This window comes from Serratia sp. Res13-Sevr-LER1-36-b (assembly GCF_015673035.1).
Classification (GTDB): Bacteria; Pseudomonadota; Gammaproteobacteria; order Enterobacterales; family Enterobacteriaceae; genus Chania; species Chania fonticola_C.
This window is the reverse complement of sequence record NZ_JADACK010000038.1, coordinates 1-15,746: the sequence shown is the minus strand read 5'-3', so window position 1 is coordinate 15,746 and position 15,746 is coordinate 1. Positions and strand designations below refer to the sequence as shown.

Sequence of the window (15,746 nt, the reverse complement as noted above, 5' to 3'; positions counted from 1 at the left end):
TAGCACCTTGACATCGGTGTGATGCCCACGGTGAGTCACTGATTGTGACGGTACTACTGCTGTGGATTATGCAGAACGCCGACACGCCGTAAACCCGTCCATGGGGGCTCGCAATCGCGCATCCTTGCGCTCAACGGTCGGCTAACCTGCATAATCCCCACCTATCAGAGGCTTCGGCGTAGCGGTAAAAAGCGGGTTCGGAGTTGTGTTCAGGTGCTGGGGGCATCTGTCACGGGGCTGATGCAGAGAATGTCGTAGAGTTGTGGCCTCATCCCAATCCTCTCCCAAAGGGCGAGGGAGCTGTCTGGAGCGCTTGGTTGGTTCGTGCTGCTTCGGGAAGTAGGGAGTAAAGGAATTACGCAGAAAAATCAACAAGTCCTCTCATCCAAGGTGCGTCACCGTATTTTCAGGCCCGCTCGATCGGTTCCCTCTCCCTGTGGGAGAGGGTTAGGGTGAGGGGTAATTTAATAACGTGAAACGCACTCGACCATCAGATCGATAAAGCCCTGGCGGTTGATATGGGTCAACACCTCGACGTTGGCCGGTTTACCGTTTTGGCCAAACTCATCCACTACCGTCATGCCCACGGTGTATTGGCCCTGGGTCTCCACACCCACCCACAGCTCACGGCTTTCAAACAGCTCCGGGGCCAGCAGCCAGGCGATGGTGCAAGGGTCGTGCATGGCGGCTCCCGGCAGGCCGCGCGGGTGGCTAAGATACAACGGCAGGTAGAAATCGAGCATGCTGGCTACCGCTGCTGCGACCGGATTATTAATGCTGCGGATGCGTTCGATATCCTGCGGTAACACCAATGCCTGATGGGTGACGTTCAACCCGGCCATGGTCAGCGGCACGCCGGATTGCAGCACGATTTCGGCCGCTTCCGGATCGACGTAGATATTGAATTCGGCCACCGGCGTGGTGTTGCCTGCATTCATCCCACCGCCCATAAACACGATGCGTTCAATTTTGCTCTTCAGCGCTGAGTGCTGTGACAGCAGTAAGGCAATATTGGTCATTGGACCTGTTACCACCAGCGTAATCGGCTCTGGACTGGTACGCAGTAGCTCGGCAATCAGTTCAACCGCGGTTTGTTTTGCTGGTTGGAAATCCGGTGCTGGCAGATGGGTGTTGCCCATACCGGTATCACCGTGCACGTAATCGGCAATGACCAGATCGCGCATCAGCGGCTTGGCGGCACCGCCAGCGACCAGAACATCTTGCCGTTGCATTAGCGTCAGCAGGCCGAGTGCGTTATGCAGGGTTTTTTGCGGTGTCTGGTTACCGGCAGAAGTGGTGACGGCTTTAACATCTAACGTAGGGGCGCGTAGCGCCATGGCAAGGGCAATAGCGTCATCAAGACCTGGATCACAATCGATAATAATAGGGCGGGACATCACTTTCTCCTTCAGCGTTATCATTATGCTTTGAGGATCGGGGGAAAGTGCGAAAGAAACAAGCACTATTGATGCGCCCCGGGGTCAGGGCGCATCTGGTACATCAATGCAGGATTTTGGCCAGGAAGTCTTTGGCACGTTCTGACTGTGGGTTGTTGAAGAAGTCATCTTTATTGGTGTCTTCCACGATCTTCCCCTCATCCATAAAGATCACCCGGTGGGCCACCTTACGGGCAAAGCCCATTTCGTGGGTCACCACCATCATGGTCATCCCTTCCTGCGCCAGCTTGACCATCACGTCCAGCACTTCGTTGATCATTTCCGGATCGAGCGCCGAGGTGGGCTCATCAAACAGCATGGCGATCGGATCCATACACAGCGCACGAGCAATCGCCACGCGCTGCTGCTGGCCACCAGAGAGCTGCCCAGGGAACTTTTCGGCATGTGCCGACAGGCCCACGCGATCCAGCAGTTTCAGGGCTTTATCGCGTGAGGCAGCCTTGTCGCGCTTGAGGACTTTTACCTGCGCCAGCGTCAGGTTTTCAATGATCGACAGGTGAGGGAACAGTTCAAAATGCTGGAACACCATCCCCACTTTGGAGCGCAGTTGCGCCAAGTTGGTGCTCTTGTTGTTGACCTGAATACCGTTAACCTCGATATCGCCTTTCTGGATCGGCTCGAGCCCGTTGACGGTTTTAATCAGGGTCGATTTTCCTGAACCGGAAGGACCGCAGACCACCACCACTTCGCCTTTTTTGACTTCGGTGGTGCAGTCGGTCAGAACCTGAAAGTGACCGTACCACTTAGAAACATTTTTCAGGGATATCATCAAACAGTCCTTTTCTTCAAATAGCTTACCAGCGCCGAGGCGGCGAGACTGATAACAAAATAGACCAAACCGGCGAACAGGATCATTTCCACCTGCGTACCGTCACGCTCACCAATGGTTGAAGCGGTGCGGAAGAAATCGGCCAGGCTAAGTACGTACACCAGCGAGGTATCCTGGAACAGCACGATCCCCTGGGTCAGCAGCAGCGGCACCATGGCGCGGAACGCTTGCGGCAAGATCACCAGCCGCATCGATTGCCACTGGGTCATACCCAACGCCAGCGAGGCAGAGGACTGACCGCGCGAGACGCTTTCAATGCCTGCCCGGATAATTTCCGAGTAGTACGCGGCTTCAAACAGCGAAAAGGCTACCATAGCCGAGATAAGGCGAATATCGGTTTTCGGTGAGAGCCCAAGAACTTGTTGTAATAAGCTTGGAACCACCAGATAGAACCATAGCAGCACCATCACCAGCGGTACGGAACGGAACAGGTTGACGTACAGCGCCGCAAACCAGCTGATCGGCTTGATCGGCGACAGGCGCATCACCGCCAGCACGGTGCCCCAGAGGATACCGAACACAATAGCCGTCACGGTGATTTTCAGCGTGACGACCAGCCCTTGCAGCAGATACGGGAAGCTTGGGACAATCGATCCCCAATCAAATTGGTACATTATTTACTCCCCATATGGCCAGGTAACTGCACTTTCTTCTCGACAATACGCATAAACAGCATGATGACGGCGTTGATAGCGACATAGGCGAGGGTGATGGCAGTAAAGGATTCATAGGCGTGTGCGGAGTAATCCAGCAGCTTCCCGGCCTGAGCGGCCATATCCACCAGCCCGATGGTTGAGGCGATGGCGGAGTTTTTTACCAGGTTGAGCATTTCCGAGGTCATCGGCGGCACGATCACACGATAGGCGTTGGGCAGCAGCACGTAGCGATAGGTTTGTGGCAGCGTCAGGCCCATTGCCAGCCCGGCCGCCTGTTGGCCGCGTGGCAGGGATTGGATTGCAGCACGTACCTGTTCACAAACGCGTGCGGCGGTAAACAACCCAAGGCACAGCATGGAAGAAACAAAGAATTGCACGTTGGGATCAAGCTCGCTCTTGAACCACATGCCGATGTCGGCTGGCAGCAGCTCCGGCATCACCAGATACCAGGTAAAGAATTGGACGATTAGTGGCACGTTACGGAACAGCTCGACGTAACAGGTACCTAGTGAGGAGAGAAAACGGTTGGGTACGGTACGCAAAATACCGAACAGTGAACCGACAAAGAAGGCAATAATCCATGCACAGACGGAGAGGGCGACCGTAACCTGAAAGCCGGACCAGATCCAGCCCAGGTAGGTGGTATTCCCAAACGGGGCCTGCTGCAGGAAGATACCCCAGTTCCAATCTATTGACATAACGAACTCCGTTAAACAGGTGCAGAACACCTTACAACTTGATGACCGTTCAGTCGTGGCGCACGCCAGTCAGGCTGGCTTTTTGGTGTGCCCTGAGTCGTGTTTAGGAAAGAATGCGGGAGGGGAACGGCCCCCCGCATACCTGTCTGTCCTGTTACGGTCATCTACAACAGCCAGCTTGGCTGGCTTGATCTTTTTAGATTAGTTCAGCGCTTTGTCGTTCGGCTCTTTAAACAACTGCTTCATGTCGTCGGACAGGTCGAAGTTCATGTTGAGGTTTTTGGGTGGGATTGGCTGTTTGAACCAGACCTCAAACCATTTGGCAGCCTGGCCAGAGGTTTGAGCTTGAGCGATAGTTTCATCCACCAGTTTTTTGAACTCTGGATCGTCTTTACGCATCATGCAGCCATAGGCTTCTTTGGACTGAGGAGTGGCAATGATTTCCCACTGATCCGGCTGCTTGGCCTTGGCGCGTTCGCCTGCCAGCAGGGCATCATCCATCATAAACGCCACCGCACGGCCACTTTCCAGGGTACGGAAGGAATCGCCGTGGTCTTTGGCGCTGATGATGCGCATTTTCATCTGATCTTTGTCGTTCAGCTTGTTGAGCAACACTTCGGAAGTGGTGCCTGAAGTGACGACCACGGCTTTACCGGCCAGATCTTTAAAGTCTTTGATGTCGGAGCCTTTCTTGACCAGCAGACGGGTACCGACGACGAAGATGGTATCAGAGAATGCTGCCTGTTTCTGGCGCTCGAGGTTGTTGGTGGTGGAGCCACACTCAAAATCGAAGGTGCCGTTTTGCAACAGTGGAATGCGGTTTTGCGAGGTGATCGGCAGCATTTTCACCTGCAGATTAGGCTCGTTCAATTTCTTCTTGATGGCATCAACGATTTGGTTGGAATAGTCCTGGGAGTAACCCACAACTTTCTGCTGATTATCGTAGTAGGAGAACGGAACTGAGGATTCACGGTGGCCAACAACAATCACGCCGTTATCTTTGATTTTCTTCAGCGTACCGGTCAGTTCTTCCGCATGGGCTACGCTACTCGCCATCCCGATCAGCAGTAACGATAACGCCAATTTGCGCATTTGCATGGTCCAACTCCTGTGCTGTTGTGATTGCCCGCACTCAGGGAGGGCGGGTTAATACGGCTGAGCTATAAAGATAGTCCTAATGCCGATTTACGATAGAAAATAACCGATTGTGAACAAGATGAAACTAAGTTGTTTCATTTTTTGCGACATCACGCGCACCAAATGAATGCAATAAACCCCTGATGCACCACTGGGGTGCGAGACTTGCGCTGGAGTTGTGCACGGATGCGACAAGATGTCAGTTAAAGTAAATCAGCAACGTTCTACAGGGTAATTAAAGCAAGGAGCATGCCAGAAACATAAAAGGGAAGGGGCAACAAGAAATGAAGAGGGCACGGCAAGGCACCGTGCCCAAAGAGAACTTATCTACGCCGCCAGCTAATGAGCAGCGCGATGCCACCCAGCAGCACGGTGAGAATCCACACTGGCGCAGAGCCAAAGCGGGCATACGGCGTGATGCCGGTAGTTGGTGTCACCTTCACTTCCAGCACTTTGCGGGTGAACTGTGGGATGGATGCCAACACTTCGCCGGTTGGGCCAACGACGGCGGTGATGCCGTTATTGGTGCTACGTAGCAACGGCCTGCCCAGCTCCAATGAACGCATACGCGCCATCTGGAAGTGCTGCCATGGGCCGATGGAATGGCCGAACCAGGCATCGTTGGACACGGTCAGCAGGAAGTTGGTATCCGGACGGAAGTTATCGCGCACCTGCTGGCCCAGCACGATTTCATAGCAGATGGCTGCCGTCAGGTTATAACCGCGTACGCTGAGCTGTGGCTGCACATAATTACCACGGCTGAACGAGGACATCGGCAGGTCGAATAACGGAGCCAACGGGCGCAGCAGCGTTTCCAACGGCACAAACTCACCAAAAGGCACCAGGTGATGTTTGTCATAGCGATTGGCTGCCGGGTAGCTGTAAGGCTGTTCCTCACCAAGCACGATCACGCTGTTGAAGAACTGCGTACCTTGCTGAGTCGCGCGAGCGTCCACAATACCGGTGATCAGGCTGCTGTTCTTGGCGCGCATCAGATCGTCCATCATGGTCAGGAAACCGTTCTGATTGCTCTCAATATCGGGAATGGCGGACTCAGGCCAGATGATGATCGGCACTTTGCCCATCAACGGACGGCTCTCATCCAGATAGGCTTGCAGCGTACTGAGCAACGCCTTCGGATCCCACTTCATCGACTGCTCGATATTGCCCTGCACCATGGCGACGTTCACCGCTTTATCCGGCTGCGGCGTAAACCAGTGGATCTGGCGCAGCGGCCACGGCAGCAACAGCATGGCGATAGCAATGATCGCCGGGGTGATGCGCCGCTGATTGAGGGCAAATACCAGCAGGCCGCTGAGGGACATCAGGAGCAGCGTGATTGCATCCACGCCGAGCAATGGCGCAATGCCTTTCAGTGGGCCATCGATCTGGGTATAACCGAATTGCAACCAGGGGAAACCGGTCAGCACCCAACCGCGCAGGAACTCGGTCAGTTGCCATAGCGCCGGGGCGGCAATGGCCAGCCGCCACCAGGTAGTACGTGGCCAGATCCGCGTCAGTAAGCCGGCGAATAACCCGGTATACAGCGAAAGATAGGCGGCCAGCAGCACGACCAGGAAGATATTGATGGCAAACGGCATACCGCCGAAATCGGCAATGCTGACGTAAACCCAGTTCACGCCGCTACCGAACAGCCCCATGCCCCAGCAGAAACCGAGCAGGGCGGATTGTTTGGTGGTGCGGTTGAGGGTCACGGCCAGCAGGCCGAACAGCGAAACAATAGCCGCAGGCCAGATATCGTAAGGGGAGAAGGCCAGCGTGCCACAGGCACCGGTCAAAAGCGCCAGCAGGGCGCGAACCCGCTGGCGATCAAGTAATGAGGCTTTAGCCATGGATAAGTTATTCTTCCAGTTTCGGTTGCGGGGCGTCGTCCGGAATTTTGACATGAACCTGGATGATACGTCGACTGTCGGCCATCGCAACTTTAAATAGGTAACCTTCGATTTCAATGGTTTCCCCGCGCGCTGGCAGGTGGCCGAAGGCTTGCATCACCAGGCCGCCAATGGTGTCCACTTCATCGTCGCTGAAATGGGTGCCGAAGGTGTCGTTGAAGTCTTCGATCGGCGCTAGCGCCCGCACGGTGAACATGTGGCGGCTCAGTTGGCGAACGTCACGATCTTCCTCATCGTCATATTCGTCCTCAATTTCCCCGACAATCAGCTCCAGAATGTCTTCGATGGTCACCAGACCAGAGACGCCGCCGAATTCATCAATGACAATCGCCATGTGATAACGCTGGGAGCGGAACTCCTTCAGCATCCGGTCAACCCGCTTGCTTTCCGGTACCACCACGGCGGTACGCAGCACCTTGTCGATGCTGAACGGCTCGGAGTCTGCGCGCATAAACGGCAGCAGGTCCTTGGCCATCAGAATGCCTTCGATGTGATCTTTATCTTCGCTGATCACCGGGAAGCGCGAGTGGGCGGATTCGATAATCACGTCCAGGCACTCTTCCAGCGTTTGGTTACGCTTGAGCGTCACCATCTGGGAGCGCGGGATCATGATGTCGCGCACGCGCTGCTCGGCGATATCCATCACGCCTTCCAGCATGTCACGGGTATCGGGATCGATCAGGTCGTTTTGCTCGGAATCACGGATCAGCTCTACCAGATCGCCACGGTTTTTAGGTTCACCGTGGAACAGCTGGTTAAGGATAAGAGTAAAGAACCCCTTCTTGGGACTGGGGCTGTCATTGCTTTGTGAATGGTCGTCGCTCATGGCGTTTTAGTTAATATCACTCTATTGAGTTATCAAAATTAGCGACAGCCCCAATCGGGGCTGCGGGGTGCTCAGCTAACATCAGGTAGGATCTTTTTCCGCGAGGTAAGGGTCTGGGTAACCCATCTCCTGCATTATCTCGGTTTCCAAAGATTCCATTTCTTCGGCTTCATCGTCTTCGATGTGGTCATACCCTAGCAGATGAAGGCTACCGTGAACAACCATATGCGCCCAGTGTGCTTCCAGCGCTTTCTGTTGTTCAACCGCTTCCTGTTCAACCACTTGACGGCAAATAATCAAATCACCCAACAGCGGCAGTTCGACTTCCGGCGGTGCCTCGAACGGGAATGATAACACGTTGGTGGGCTTGTCTTTACCACGATAAGTCAGATTCAGCTCATTGCTTTCCGCCTCATCCACTAAGCGGATGGTGACTTCGGCCTCTTCCTGAAACTGTGGCAATACCCCTTCCAGCCAGCGCTGGAAGGTGGCTTCATCCGGTAATCCTTCACTGCTGGCGCAGGCAATTTGTAAATCCAGAATAACCTGGCTCATGGTGTTTCCTGTTCGGAGGCAACCGGTGCCTCACGTCTACGTTGTTCGGCGATGGCATCTTTGCGTTTTTGTTCGGCGGCTTCCCAGGCTTCATAGGCGACCACCACACGGGCGACTACCGGATGGCGCACCACGTCTTCGCTGTGGAAGAAGTTAAAGCTGATCTCTTCCACCTCAGACAGCACTTCCACCGCATGGCGCAGGCCGGATTTCTGATTGCGTGGCAGGTCGATCTGGGTCACGTCGCCGGTGATCACCGCTTTCGAGTTGAAACCGATACGCGTCAGGAACATCTTCATCTGTTCGATGGTGGTGTTCTGGCTTTCATCGAGAATGATAAAGGCATCATTCAGCGTACGGCCACGCATGTAGGCCAGCGGCGCAACTTCTATCACGTTACGCTCGATCAGCTTTTCCACGCGTTCAAAGCCCAGCATTTCAAACAGGGCGTCATACAGCGGGCGCAGATACGGGTCGACTTTCTGGCTCAGATCTCCCGGCAGGAAGCCCAGCTTCTCACCCGCTTCAACCGCCGGGCGGGTCAGCAGGATACGCCGGATTTCCTGGCGCTCCAGAGCATCTACCGCAGCCGCAACCGCCAGATAGGTTTTACCGGTACCCGCCGGGCCAACGCCAAAGGTGATGTCATGGGCGAAAATATTGGCGATATATTGCGCCTGGTTAGGCGTGCGGGGCTTCACCATGCCGCGCTTGGTCTTGATGGTGACCGATTTGCCGTAATCCGGCACGCTGTCTGCCACCTGCTCCAGCACCCGGCTCTCTTTGATGGCCAGGTGGATCTGTTCCGGATCGATATCTGGGGTCACGCCACGGATCGGCGCGGTATCCACATACAGATGGCGCAAAATATCGGCGGCGGCAACCACGCACAGGTTTTTACCGACCAGCTTGAAACGGTTGTCACGGCGGTTGATTTCAATCCCCAGCCGACGTTCGAGTTGTTTGATGTTGTCATCAAACGGGCCGCACAGGCTCAACAGGCGTTGGTTGTCTGCGGGCTCCAACAGGATTTCTTGTGTTGCGACGTTCAAACGATTCCTCAAGGCTCAACAGGGCCTGGTTGATGTCACGTAACGCGATTTCAGCGCGGGCATTCAGGGCAACCCCCGAACAGCTCTACCCTGAATTATTCATGGTGTACCGCACTGGCGCAAGTTTACCTCTGATCTATCTGTGCGCAGCGGAGGGAATTCAAGGGGGGAGGGGGCAGAATTGGGCCAAATAGTTTGGCCCAACAGCAGGTTAACAGCGGAAATCAGCTCTTCTTCACAAATTCGGATTTCAGCTTCATCGGGCCAAAGCCGTCGATTTTGCAATCGATGTTGTGATCGCCTTCGACCAGGCGGATATTCTTCACCTTGGTGCCGATCTTCAACATGGAAGAGCTGCCTTTGACCTTCAGATCCTTGACCACGGTCACCGCATCGCCATCCGCCAGCAGGTTACCGTTGGCATCTTTGACAATCAGGGTATCGGCATCTTCAACGGCCGCGCTGTCGCTCCACTCATGGGCGCACTCAGGGCAGATGAACAGGGCGTTATCCTGGTAGGTGTATTCGGAATTGCACTTCGGGCAGTGTGGGAGTTGCATTATTGTGTCGCCTCATAATCAAAATAAAAAACAAAATTACCGGACAATGACTGCCCGGCAGAGAAAAAGGAAAATGCCAAGGTGGCGGGGCGATCAGGGTTGGTAGCTACCGACGCCCAGCTCATCTTCCTTACGGGTACGTGCAATCACCGCTTGAGGGGATTGGTGCACGCGCAGTTCCATCTGCTGTTCGGTGCGGATCAGGGTACCGCGCAGAGAATTGGTTAACACTTCAGTAATTTCGACGTCGACGAACTGGCCGATCAAATCTGGGGTGCCCTCAAAGTTGACCGTCCGGTTGCATTCGGTACGGCCAGAGAGTTCCATCAAGCTTTTGCGTGAGGTGCCCTCGACCAGAATACGCTGCACGGTGCCAAGCATACGGCGGCTGAACTGCATCACCTGCTGGTTGATCCGTTCTTGCAGCAGATACAGACGCTGTTTTTTCTCTTCTTCGCTGACGTCGTCAACCATGTCTGCCGCAGGAGTGCCGGGGCGCGAAGAGTAGATAAAGCTGAAGCTGGTGTCGAAATTCACCTGGGCAATCAGGTTCATGGTCTGTTCAAAATCGGCCTGGGTTTCCCCTGGGAAACCGATAATGAAATCAGAGCTGAACTGGATATTGGGCCGTGCCTGACGCAGCTTACGGATAATCGCTTTGTATTCCAGCGCCGTGTGGGCGCGTTTCATCATGGTCAGAATGCGGTCTGAACCGCTTTGTACCGGCAGATGCAGGAAGCTGACCAGCTCGGGTGTATCTTCATACACCGCGATAATGTCATCGCTGAACTCAATCGGGTGGCTGGTGGTAAAGCGGATGCGATCGATCCCGTCGATGGAGGCCACCAGGCGCAACAGTTCGGCAAATGAGCAGATGCCACCATCAAAGGTTGCGCCACGATAGGCGTTGACGTTCTGGCCCAGCAGGTTCACTTCACGTACGCCCTGGGCGGCCAACTGAGCGACTTCAAACAGAACATCATCGCTTGGGCGGCTGACTTCTTCACCGCGGGTGTAAGGCACCACGCAGAACGTGCAGTATTTGTTGCAGCCTTCCATGATCGAGACGAAGGCGGTTGGCCCATCGGCACGGGGTTCAGGCAGGCGGTCGAACTTTTCGATTTCCGGGAAGCTGATGTCCACGATCGGGCTATGCGAACCGCGCACGTGGTTGATCATCTCCGGCAGGCGGTGCAAGGTCTGCGGGCCAAAAACGATGTCAACGCAGGGTGCGCGCTGGCGCAGATGTTCCCCTTCCTGTGAAGCAACGCAGCCGCCGACGCCAATAATCAGATCGGGGTTGTTCTTTTTCAGTTGCTTCCAACGGCCCAACAACGCGAAAACCTTTTCCTGCGCCTTCTCGCGGATCGAGCAGGTATTGAGCAGCAACACATCCGCTTCTTCAGCGTTTTCAGTCCACTCGAAGCCGTGTGTGCTTCCCAGCAAATCTGCCATTTTCGATGAGTCGTACTCATTCATCTGGCAGCCCCAGGTTTTGATATGTAGTTTTTTCGTCATTGACTTGCCATTACTCAGTGCGGAGAGAAAATTGCGTTACGCGCCATGCAGGAAGGCCATTGTAATCATTTGGCGCGCTGGTGACCAGCGAAGTGGCAGTAGCATGCGACCTGAAGCCGGATTAAAAATCCGGTACACTGAGCCAAGATGCCTAATTAACCAAAAGTATAGCCAAAATGAACACTTCTCAAAAACGCTTTGATGCCGTGGTGGTTGGCGGCGGGATGGTGGGAGCTGCTGCCGCGCTGGGGCTGGCTCGCGCCGGATTGTCGGTCGCTTTGTTAGAGCACGAGGCTCCCGATACGTTCGATCCCCAAAGCCCGCCGGACCTGCGGATCTCTGCTATTGGCTGCACCTCCGTTGGCTTGTTGAAGCAGCTTGATGCCTGGCCTGCGGTGTTGCAGATGAGATCGGCACCCTACCGCAGGCTGGAAACCTGGGAATGGGAGTCTTCACGGGTGGCGTTTGATGCCGCAACGCTTGGGCTGCCAGAGCTGGGTTTTATGGTCGAGAACCGTATATTGCAGCTTGCCCTATGGCAGCAGTTGTCACAATGCGAGAATTTAACGCTGTACTGCCCCACCAGGCTGCAGGCGATGCATCGAGCGGATAACCAATGGCAGGTGACGTTAAGCTCGTCAGAGACCATACAGGCGCGTTTGGTGGTGGGTGCCGACGGTGCTCACTCACAGGTACGCAAGTTGGCGGCGATTGGCACCAGCGGTTGGCAATACCGTCAGTCTTGCATGTTGATCACCGTGGAAACCGATCAACCGCAGCAGGATGTGACCTGGCAGCAATTCCTCCCCTCAGGCCCACGCGCGTTCCTGCCGCTGTATGACAAGTGGGCAACACTGGTGTGGTATGACAGCCCGCAGCGTATTCGCCAGTTGCAGGCGTTACCTATGGCACAGCTCGAACAAGAGATAGCGGTGGCTTTCCCATCCCGCTTGGGCACGGTGAAGGCTCATACCGCCGGATCTTTCCCACTGGTGCGCCGCCACGCACAACGCTATGTGCAATCAGGGCTGGTGTTGCTCGGCGATGCTGCACATACCATCAATCCGCTGGCCGGGCAGGGGGTGAACCTTGGCTATCGTGATGTGGATGCATTACTGGAGATCGTGAGCGACGCCCGTGAGCAGGGAGAGGATTGGGCGAGTGAAGAGGTGCTGATGCGCTATCAGCGCCGTCGTCGCACCGATAACCTGCTGATGCAAAGCGGCATGGATCTGTTCTATACCGCCTTCAGCAATAACCTTGCTCCGCTGGGCGTGGCGCGCAATTTGGCACTGATGGTAGCGGAAAGGGCGGGCAAGCTGAAAGAGCGGGCGCTGAAGTATGCATTAGGTCTGTGATGACATGGGGCGCCGCATGCTGCGCCCATTTTATCCAAACTCAGAAAAGCAAAAAGCCCGCCGAAGCGAGCTTTTCTAAATTTGGCTGGGGTGCCAGGATTCGAACCTGGGTATGCTGGTATCAGAAACCAGAGCCTTACCGCTTGGCGACACCCCAATTGTAAAGCATGGTGGCTACGACGGGATTTGAACCTGTGACCCCATCATTATGAGTGATGTGCTCTAACCAGCTGAGCTACGTAGCCATTTTATGTTGCTGGTTAACGGTGTTGTATGGCTGGGGTACCTGGATTCGAACCAGGGAATGCTGGTATCAAAAACCAGTGCCTTACCGCTTGGCGATACCCCAATAACACAATTAACTTTTTTACTGCGCCCCATCCTGAAAAGATGGCTGGGGTACCTGGATTCGAACCAGGGAATGCTGGTATCAAAAACCAGTGCCTTACCGCTTGGCGATACCCCAATAGCATAATCAACTTTTTTACAGCGTTCCATCTGAAAAGATGGCTGGGGTACCTGGATTCGAACCAGGGAATGCTGGTATCAAAAACCAGTGCCTTACCGCTTGGCGATACCCCACCTGCTGTATGCGCGACTGATGAAAGAAAATGGTGCGGGAGGCGAGACTTGAACTCGCACACCTTGCGGCGCTAGAACCTAAATCTAGTGCGTCTACCAATTTCGCCACTCCCGCAAAAAAGATTGGTGGCTACGACGGGATTCGAACCTGTGACCCCATCATTATGAGTGATGTGCTCTAACCAACTGAGCTACGTAGCCATCTTTTTCGCTCAACCTTCATCGGCGTTGCGGGGCGCATTATGCGTATATGGCCGATTTGCGTCAACTAGTTTTTTCCCGAAAAAGCGACTGGGCGGCTTGTTTGTCTGGGTTGTGAACAGTATGGTGATAAAAACGGCAGTTCGGAGGGTTAGCGGTTGAAAACATCCACAAAAAAGCGGGCCATCAGGCCCGCCGAAGGTAAAACGGTGACGGTTTACTTATAGGCTGACTGGTGTACGCCTACGGCACGGCCTGATGGGTCATCCATTTTTTTGAAGGATTCGTCCCATTCAATGGCTTTTGCCGATGAGCAGGCTACGGAAGGGCCGCCCGGGACACATTCCGCCGCGCTCGGCAGTGGGAACAGCTCTTCGAAAATCTCGCGGTACAGGTAGCCTTCTTTGCTGTTTGGCGTGTTGTACGGGAAGCGGAAACGTGCGGTTTCAAGCTGTTGATCGCTAACCTGCTTGGCAGCGACTTCTTTTAGCGTATCGATCCAGCTGTAACCGACACCGTCGGAGAACTGTTCTTTCTGGCGCCAGGCCACGCTAGCGGGCAGATAAGACTCGAAGCATTGGCGAATAATGTGCTTCTCCATCTTGCCGTTGCCACACATTTTATCCTGCGGGTTGATGCGCATCGCCACGTCCAGGAAGTTTTTATCCAGGAACGGCACGCGGGCTTCTACCCCCCAGGCAGACATCGCTTTGTTGGCACGAGCGCAGTCGTACATATGCAGCGCCAGCAGTTTACGCACGGTTTCCTCGTGGAATTCTTTGGCATTTGGCGCCTTATGGAAGTACAGGTAGCCGCCGAACACTTCATCCGCCCCTTCGCCGGACAGCACCATCTTGATGCCCATCGCTTTAATCTTGCGTGACATCAGATACATCGGCGTGGAGGCACGGATGGTGGTGACGTCGTAAGTTTCGATGTGGTAGATCACATCGCGGATGGCATCCAGGCCTTCCTGTACCGTGAAGTGGATTTCATGGTGGACGGTGCCAAGGTGGTTAGCAACCTCTTGAGCCGCACGCAGATCCGGGGAACCTTCCAGCCCGACGGCGAAGGAGTGCAGCTGTGGCCACCAGGCTTCACTGCGCTCATCATCTTCTACCCGGCGTGCGGCATATTTTTTGGTGATGGCAGAGATCACCGAGGAATCCAGCCCGCCCGAGAGCAACACGCCGTAAGGCACGTCCGACATCAGGTGGCTTTTGACCGACTCTTCCAGCGCGTTGCGCAGGGCGTTGGCATCGGTGACGTTGTCTTTGACGTTGTCATAATCGAACCAGTCACGCTGGTAGTATTCGCGGATTTCACCGTCCTGGCTCCACAGGTAGCTGCCCGCCGGGAACTCTTTAATGCTGCGGCAGACCGGCACCAGCGCCTTCATCTCAGAAGCGACATACAGGTTGCCGTGCTCATCGTGGCCCATATACAGCGGGATGATGCCGAGGTGGTCGCGGCCAATCAGGTAAGCGTCTTTTTCAGTATCGTATAGGGCAAAGGCGAACATACCTTGCAGATCGTCCAGGAAGTTCGGGCCTTTTTCCTGATACAGCGCCAGGATCACTTCGCAGTCAGAGCCGGTCTGGAATTGATAATGCTCACCCAACTGCTGACGCAGGGCCTGATGGTTATAAATTTCACCGTTAACCGCCAATACGTGGGTGTGCGCAGCGTTGTACAGCGGTTGGGCACCGTTATTCACGTCAACAATCGACAGGCGCTCGTGAACCAGAATGGCTTTATCGCTGGCGTAAACGCCGGACCAGTCTGGGCCGCGATGGCGCATCAGGCGCGACAGTTCCAACGCTCTTTTACGCAATTCAACCGGATCGGACTTCAGATCGAGCACACCGAAAATAGAACACATACAAACTCTCCTAACGACATTTTATGGCGGTGATGTGATGTACAGCGCGCCTGCATGTAAAGTCAACGGTGCGGCTTTGCTGCCTTCTGATAATGAAAATGCGTCAAAAGTTGAGGTGTATGCAAGCGATTTAACGTTACGCTGAAAAATAGTCATTGGGGGGAGTGCTAAAATTAGCGGATGTTCATTTTTATGCGGTAAAAATTGTCGAATATCTAATTTATTACCGAATGAGGCGAGGGTGAGATAAATTTTCTGGCGTTTTGATGATCGATGTTTTCCCTCACCCCAACCCTCTCCCACAGGGAGAGGGAGCTGTCCGGAGATCTTGATTAGCTTGTGCGACTCCGGAAAGTAGGGTGTAAGAACAAGAAAGGTAAGGTATTACGTCAAGCGATCAACGAGCTCGATCGGACCCCACTGGGAGAGGGAGCTGTCCAGAGATCTTGATTAGCTTGTGCGACTCCGGAAAGTAGGGGGTAAGAACAAGAACGGTAAGGTATTACGTCAAGCGATCAACGA

General features: G+C 54.5%; 13 protein-coding genes and 7 tRNA genes. 1 reads left to right on the top strand and 19 read right to left on the bottom strand.

Going from position 1 to position 15,746, the window contains the following annotated elements; translation table 11 throughout:
- Nucleotides 1-464: 464 nt before the first annotated feature.
- From rihA to miaB, 11 genes are all read right to left on the bottom strand, one after another.
- Nucleotides 465-1,397: a pyrimidine-specific ribonucleoside hydrolase RihA gene (rihA, locus tag IMQ33_RS22205; RefSeq protein ID WP_065686406.1), complete on the bottom strand. Its 933-nt coding sequence runs from the start codon at nucleotides 1,395-1,397 to the stop codon at nucleotides 465-467.
- 103 nt (nucleotides 1,398-1,500) lie between these two features.
- Entirely contained in the window at nucleotides 1,501-2,226 is a 726-nt protein-coding gene (locus IMQ33_RS22200; RefSeq protein WP_074027923.1) for an amino acid ABC transporter ATP-binding protein, read from the bottom strand.
- Nucleotides 2,226-2,900: a glutamate/aspartate ABC transporter permease GltK gene (gene gltK / locus IMQ33_RS22195; RefSeq protein ID WP_021805327.1), complete on the bottom strand. Its 675-nt coding sequence runs from the start codon at nucleotides 2,898-2,900 to the stop codon at nucleotides 2,226-2,228. The genes IMQ33_RS22200 and gltK overlap by 1 nt, the downstream gene beginning before the upstream one ends.
- The gene (locus IMQ33_RS22190; protein ID WP_021179996.1) at nucleotides 2,900-3,640 is read right to left on the bottom strand and encodes an amino acid ABC transporter permease; all 741 of its coding nucleotides are present in this window, start codon (nucleotides 3,638-3,640) and stop codon (nucleotides 2,900-2,902) included. The genes gltK and IMQ33_RS22190 overlap by 1 nt, the downstream gene beginning before the upstream one ends.
- A gap of 201 nt (nucleotides 3,641-3,841) precedes the next feature.
- Nucleotides 3,842-4,738, bottom strand: a complete 897-nt coding sequence (locus tag IMQ33_RS22185; RefSeq protein WP_065686407.1) for an amino acid ABC transporter substrate-binding protein — start codon at nucleotides 4,736-4,738, stop codon at nucleotides 3,842-3,844.
- Between the two features lie 362 nt (nucleotides 4,739-5,100).
- Nucleotides 5,101-6,630, bottom strand: coding sequence for an apolipoprotein N-acyltransferase (lnt, locus tag IMQ33_RS22180; RefSeq protein WP_196062725.1), 1,530 nt, complete (start codon nucleotides 6,628-6,630; stop codon nucleotides 5,101-5,103).
- Nucleotides 6,631-6,637: 7 nt separating this feature from the next.
- Complete coding sequence (gene corC / locus IMQ33_RS22175) at nucleotides 6,638-7,516, bottom strand: CNNM family magnesium/cobalt transport protein CorC (protein ID WP_021179993.1); 879 nt, start codon at nucleotides 7,514-7,516, stop codon at nucleotides 6,638-6,640.
- A gap of 81 nt (nucleotides 7,517-7,597) precedes the next feature.
- Complete coding sequence (ybeY, locus tag IMQ33_RS22170) at nucleotides 7,598-8,071, bottom strand: rRNA maturation RNase YbeY (RefSeq protein ID WP_021179992.1); 474 nt, start codon at nucleotides 8,069-8,071, stop codon at nucleotides 7,598-7,600.
- On the bottom strand, nucleotides 8,068-9,123 hold the full coding sequence (locus IMQ33_RS22165) for a PhoH family protein (protein WP_024483192.1): 1,056 nt from the start codon (nucleotides 9,121-9,123) through the stop codon (nucleotides 8,068-8,070). Before IMQ33_RS22165 ends, ybeY begins: the two co-directional genes overlap by 4 nt.
- A 224-nt stretch (nucleotides 9,124-9,347) precedes the next feature.
- The gene (locus IMQ33_RS22160; RefSeq protein ID WP_021179990.1) at nucleotides 9,348-9,683 is read right to left on the bottom strand and encodes a zinc ribbon domain-containing protein YjdM; all 336 of its coding nucleotides are present in this window, start codon (nucleotides 9,681-9,683) and stop codon (nucleotides 9,348-9,350) included.
- Nucleotides 9,684-9,776: 93 nt separating this feature from the next.
- Nucleotides 9,777-11,201 (bottom strand): tRNA (N6-isopentenyl adenosine(37)-C2)-methylthiotransferase MiaB, encoded by a 1,425-nt coding sequence (gene miaB / locus IMQ33_RS22155; RefSeq protein WP_024483191.1) that lies wholly within the window; start codon nucleotides 11,199-11,201, stop codon nucleotides 9,777-9,779.
- A 176-nt stretch (nucleotides 11,202-11,377) separates the two neighbouring features.
- Between miaB and ubiF the strand changes: the two genes are divergently transcribed.
- On the top strand, nucleotides 11,378-12,559 hold the full coding sequence (ubiF, locus tag IMQ33_RS22150; protein WP_196062724.1) for a 3-demethoxyubiquinol 3-hydroxylase: 1,182 nt from the start codon (nucleotides 11,378-11,380) through the stop codon (nucleotides 12,557-12,559).
- Nucleotides 12,560-12,641: 82 nt separating this feature from the next.
- Here the strand turns inward: ubiF and IMQ33_RS22145 are convergent.
- The 8 genes from IMQ33_RS22145 to asnB form a co-directional block, all read right to left on the bottom strand.
- Nucleotides 12,642-12,716 (bottom strand) — tRNA-Gln (locus IMQ33_RS22145).
- A gap of 11 nt (nucleotides 12,717-12,727) precedes the next feature.
- A tRNA-Met gene (locus IMQ33_RS22140) sits at nucleotides 12,728-12,804 on the bottom strand.
- Between the two features lie 29 nt (nucleotides 12,805-12,833).
- Nucleotides 12,834-12,908: transfer RNA gene (locus IMQ33_RS22135), tRNA-Gln, on the bottom strand.
- 42 nt (nucleotides 12,909-12,950) lie between these two features.
- Nucleotides 12,951-13,025 (bottom strand) — tRNA-Gln (locus IMQ33_RS22130).
- Nucleotides 13,026-13,066: 41 nt separating this feature from the next.
- Nucleotides 13,067-13,141 (bottom strand) — tRNA-Gln (locus tag IMQ33_RS22125).
- A gap of 30 nt (nucleotides 13,142-13,171) precedes the next feature.
- Nucleotides 13,172-13,256 (bottom strand) — tRNA-Leu (locus tag IMQ33_RS22120).
- A 9-nt stretch (nucleotides 13,257-13,265) separates the two neighbouring features.
- A tRNA-Met gene (locus IMQ33_RS22115) sits at nucleotides 13,266-13,342 on the bottom strand.
- Nucleotides 13,343-13,559: 217 nt separating this feature from the next.
- Nucleotides 13,560-15,224, bottom strand: a complete 1,665-nt coding sequence (gene asnB, locus IMQ33_RS22110; protein ID WP_046808104.1) for an asparagine synthase B — start codon at nucleotides 15,222-15,224, stop codon at nucleotides 13,560-13,562.
- Between the last annotated feature and the right edge of the window lie 522 nt (nucleotides 15,225-15,746).

Coding starts and splice junctions, on each gene's coding strand:
- rihA (WP_065686406.1), bottom strand. CDS start 1,397: ATGTCCCGCCCTATTATTATCGATTGTGATCCAGGTCTTGATGACGCT.
- IMQ33_RS22200 (WP_074027923.1), bottom strand. CDS start 2,226: ATGATATCCCTGAAAAATGTTTCTAAGTGGTACGGTCACTTTCAGGTT.
- gltK (WP_021805327.1), bottom strand. CDS start 2,900: ATGTACCAATTTGATTGGGGATCGATTGTCCCAAGCTTCCCGTATCTG.
- IMQ33_RS22190 (WP_021179996.1), bottom strand. CDS start 3,640: ATGTCAATAGATTGGAACTGGGGTATCTTCCTGCAGCAGGCCCCGTTT.
- IMQ33_RS22185 (WP_065686407.1), bottom strand. CDS start 4,738: ATGCAAATGCGCAAATTGGCGTTATCGTTACTGCTGATCGGGATGGCG.
- lnt (WP_196062725.1), bottom strand. CDS start 6,630: ATGGCTAAAGCCTCATTACTTGATCGCCAGCGGGTTCGCGCCCTGCTG.
- corC (WP_021179993.1), bottom strand. CDS start 7,516: ATGAGCGACGACCATTCACAAAGCAATGACAGCCCCAGTCCCAAGAAG.
- ybeY (WP_021179992.1), bottom strand. CDS start 8,071: ATGAGCCAGGTTATTCTGGATTTACAAATTGCCTGCGCCAGCAGTGAA.
- IMQ33_RS22160 (WP_021179990.1), bottom strand. CDS start 9,683: ATGCAACTCCCACACTGCCCGAAGTGCAATTCCGAATACACCTACCAG.
- miaB (WP_024483191.1), bottom strand. CDS start 11,201: ATGACGAAAAAACTACATATCAAAACCTGGGGCTGCCAGATGAATGAG.
- ubiF (WP_196062724.1), top strand. CDS start 11,378: ATGAACACTTCTCAAAAACGCTTTGATGCCGTGGTGGTTGGCGGCGGG.
- asnB (WP_046808104.1), bottom strand. CDS start 15,224: ATGTGTTCTATTTTCGGTGTGCTCGATCTGAAGTCCGATCCGGTTGAA.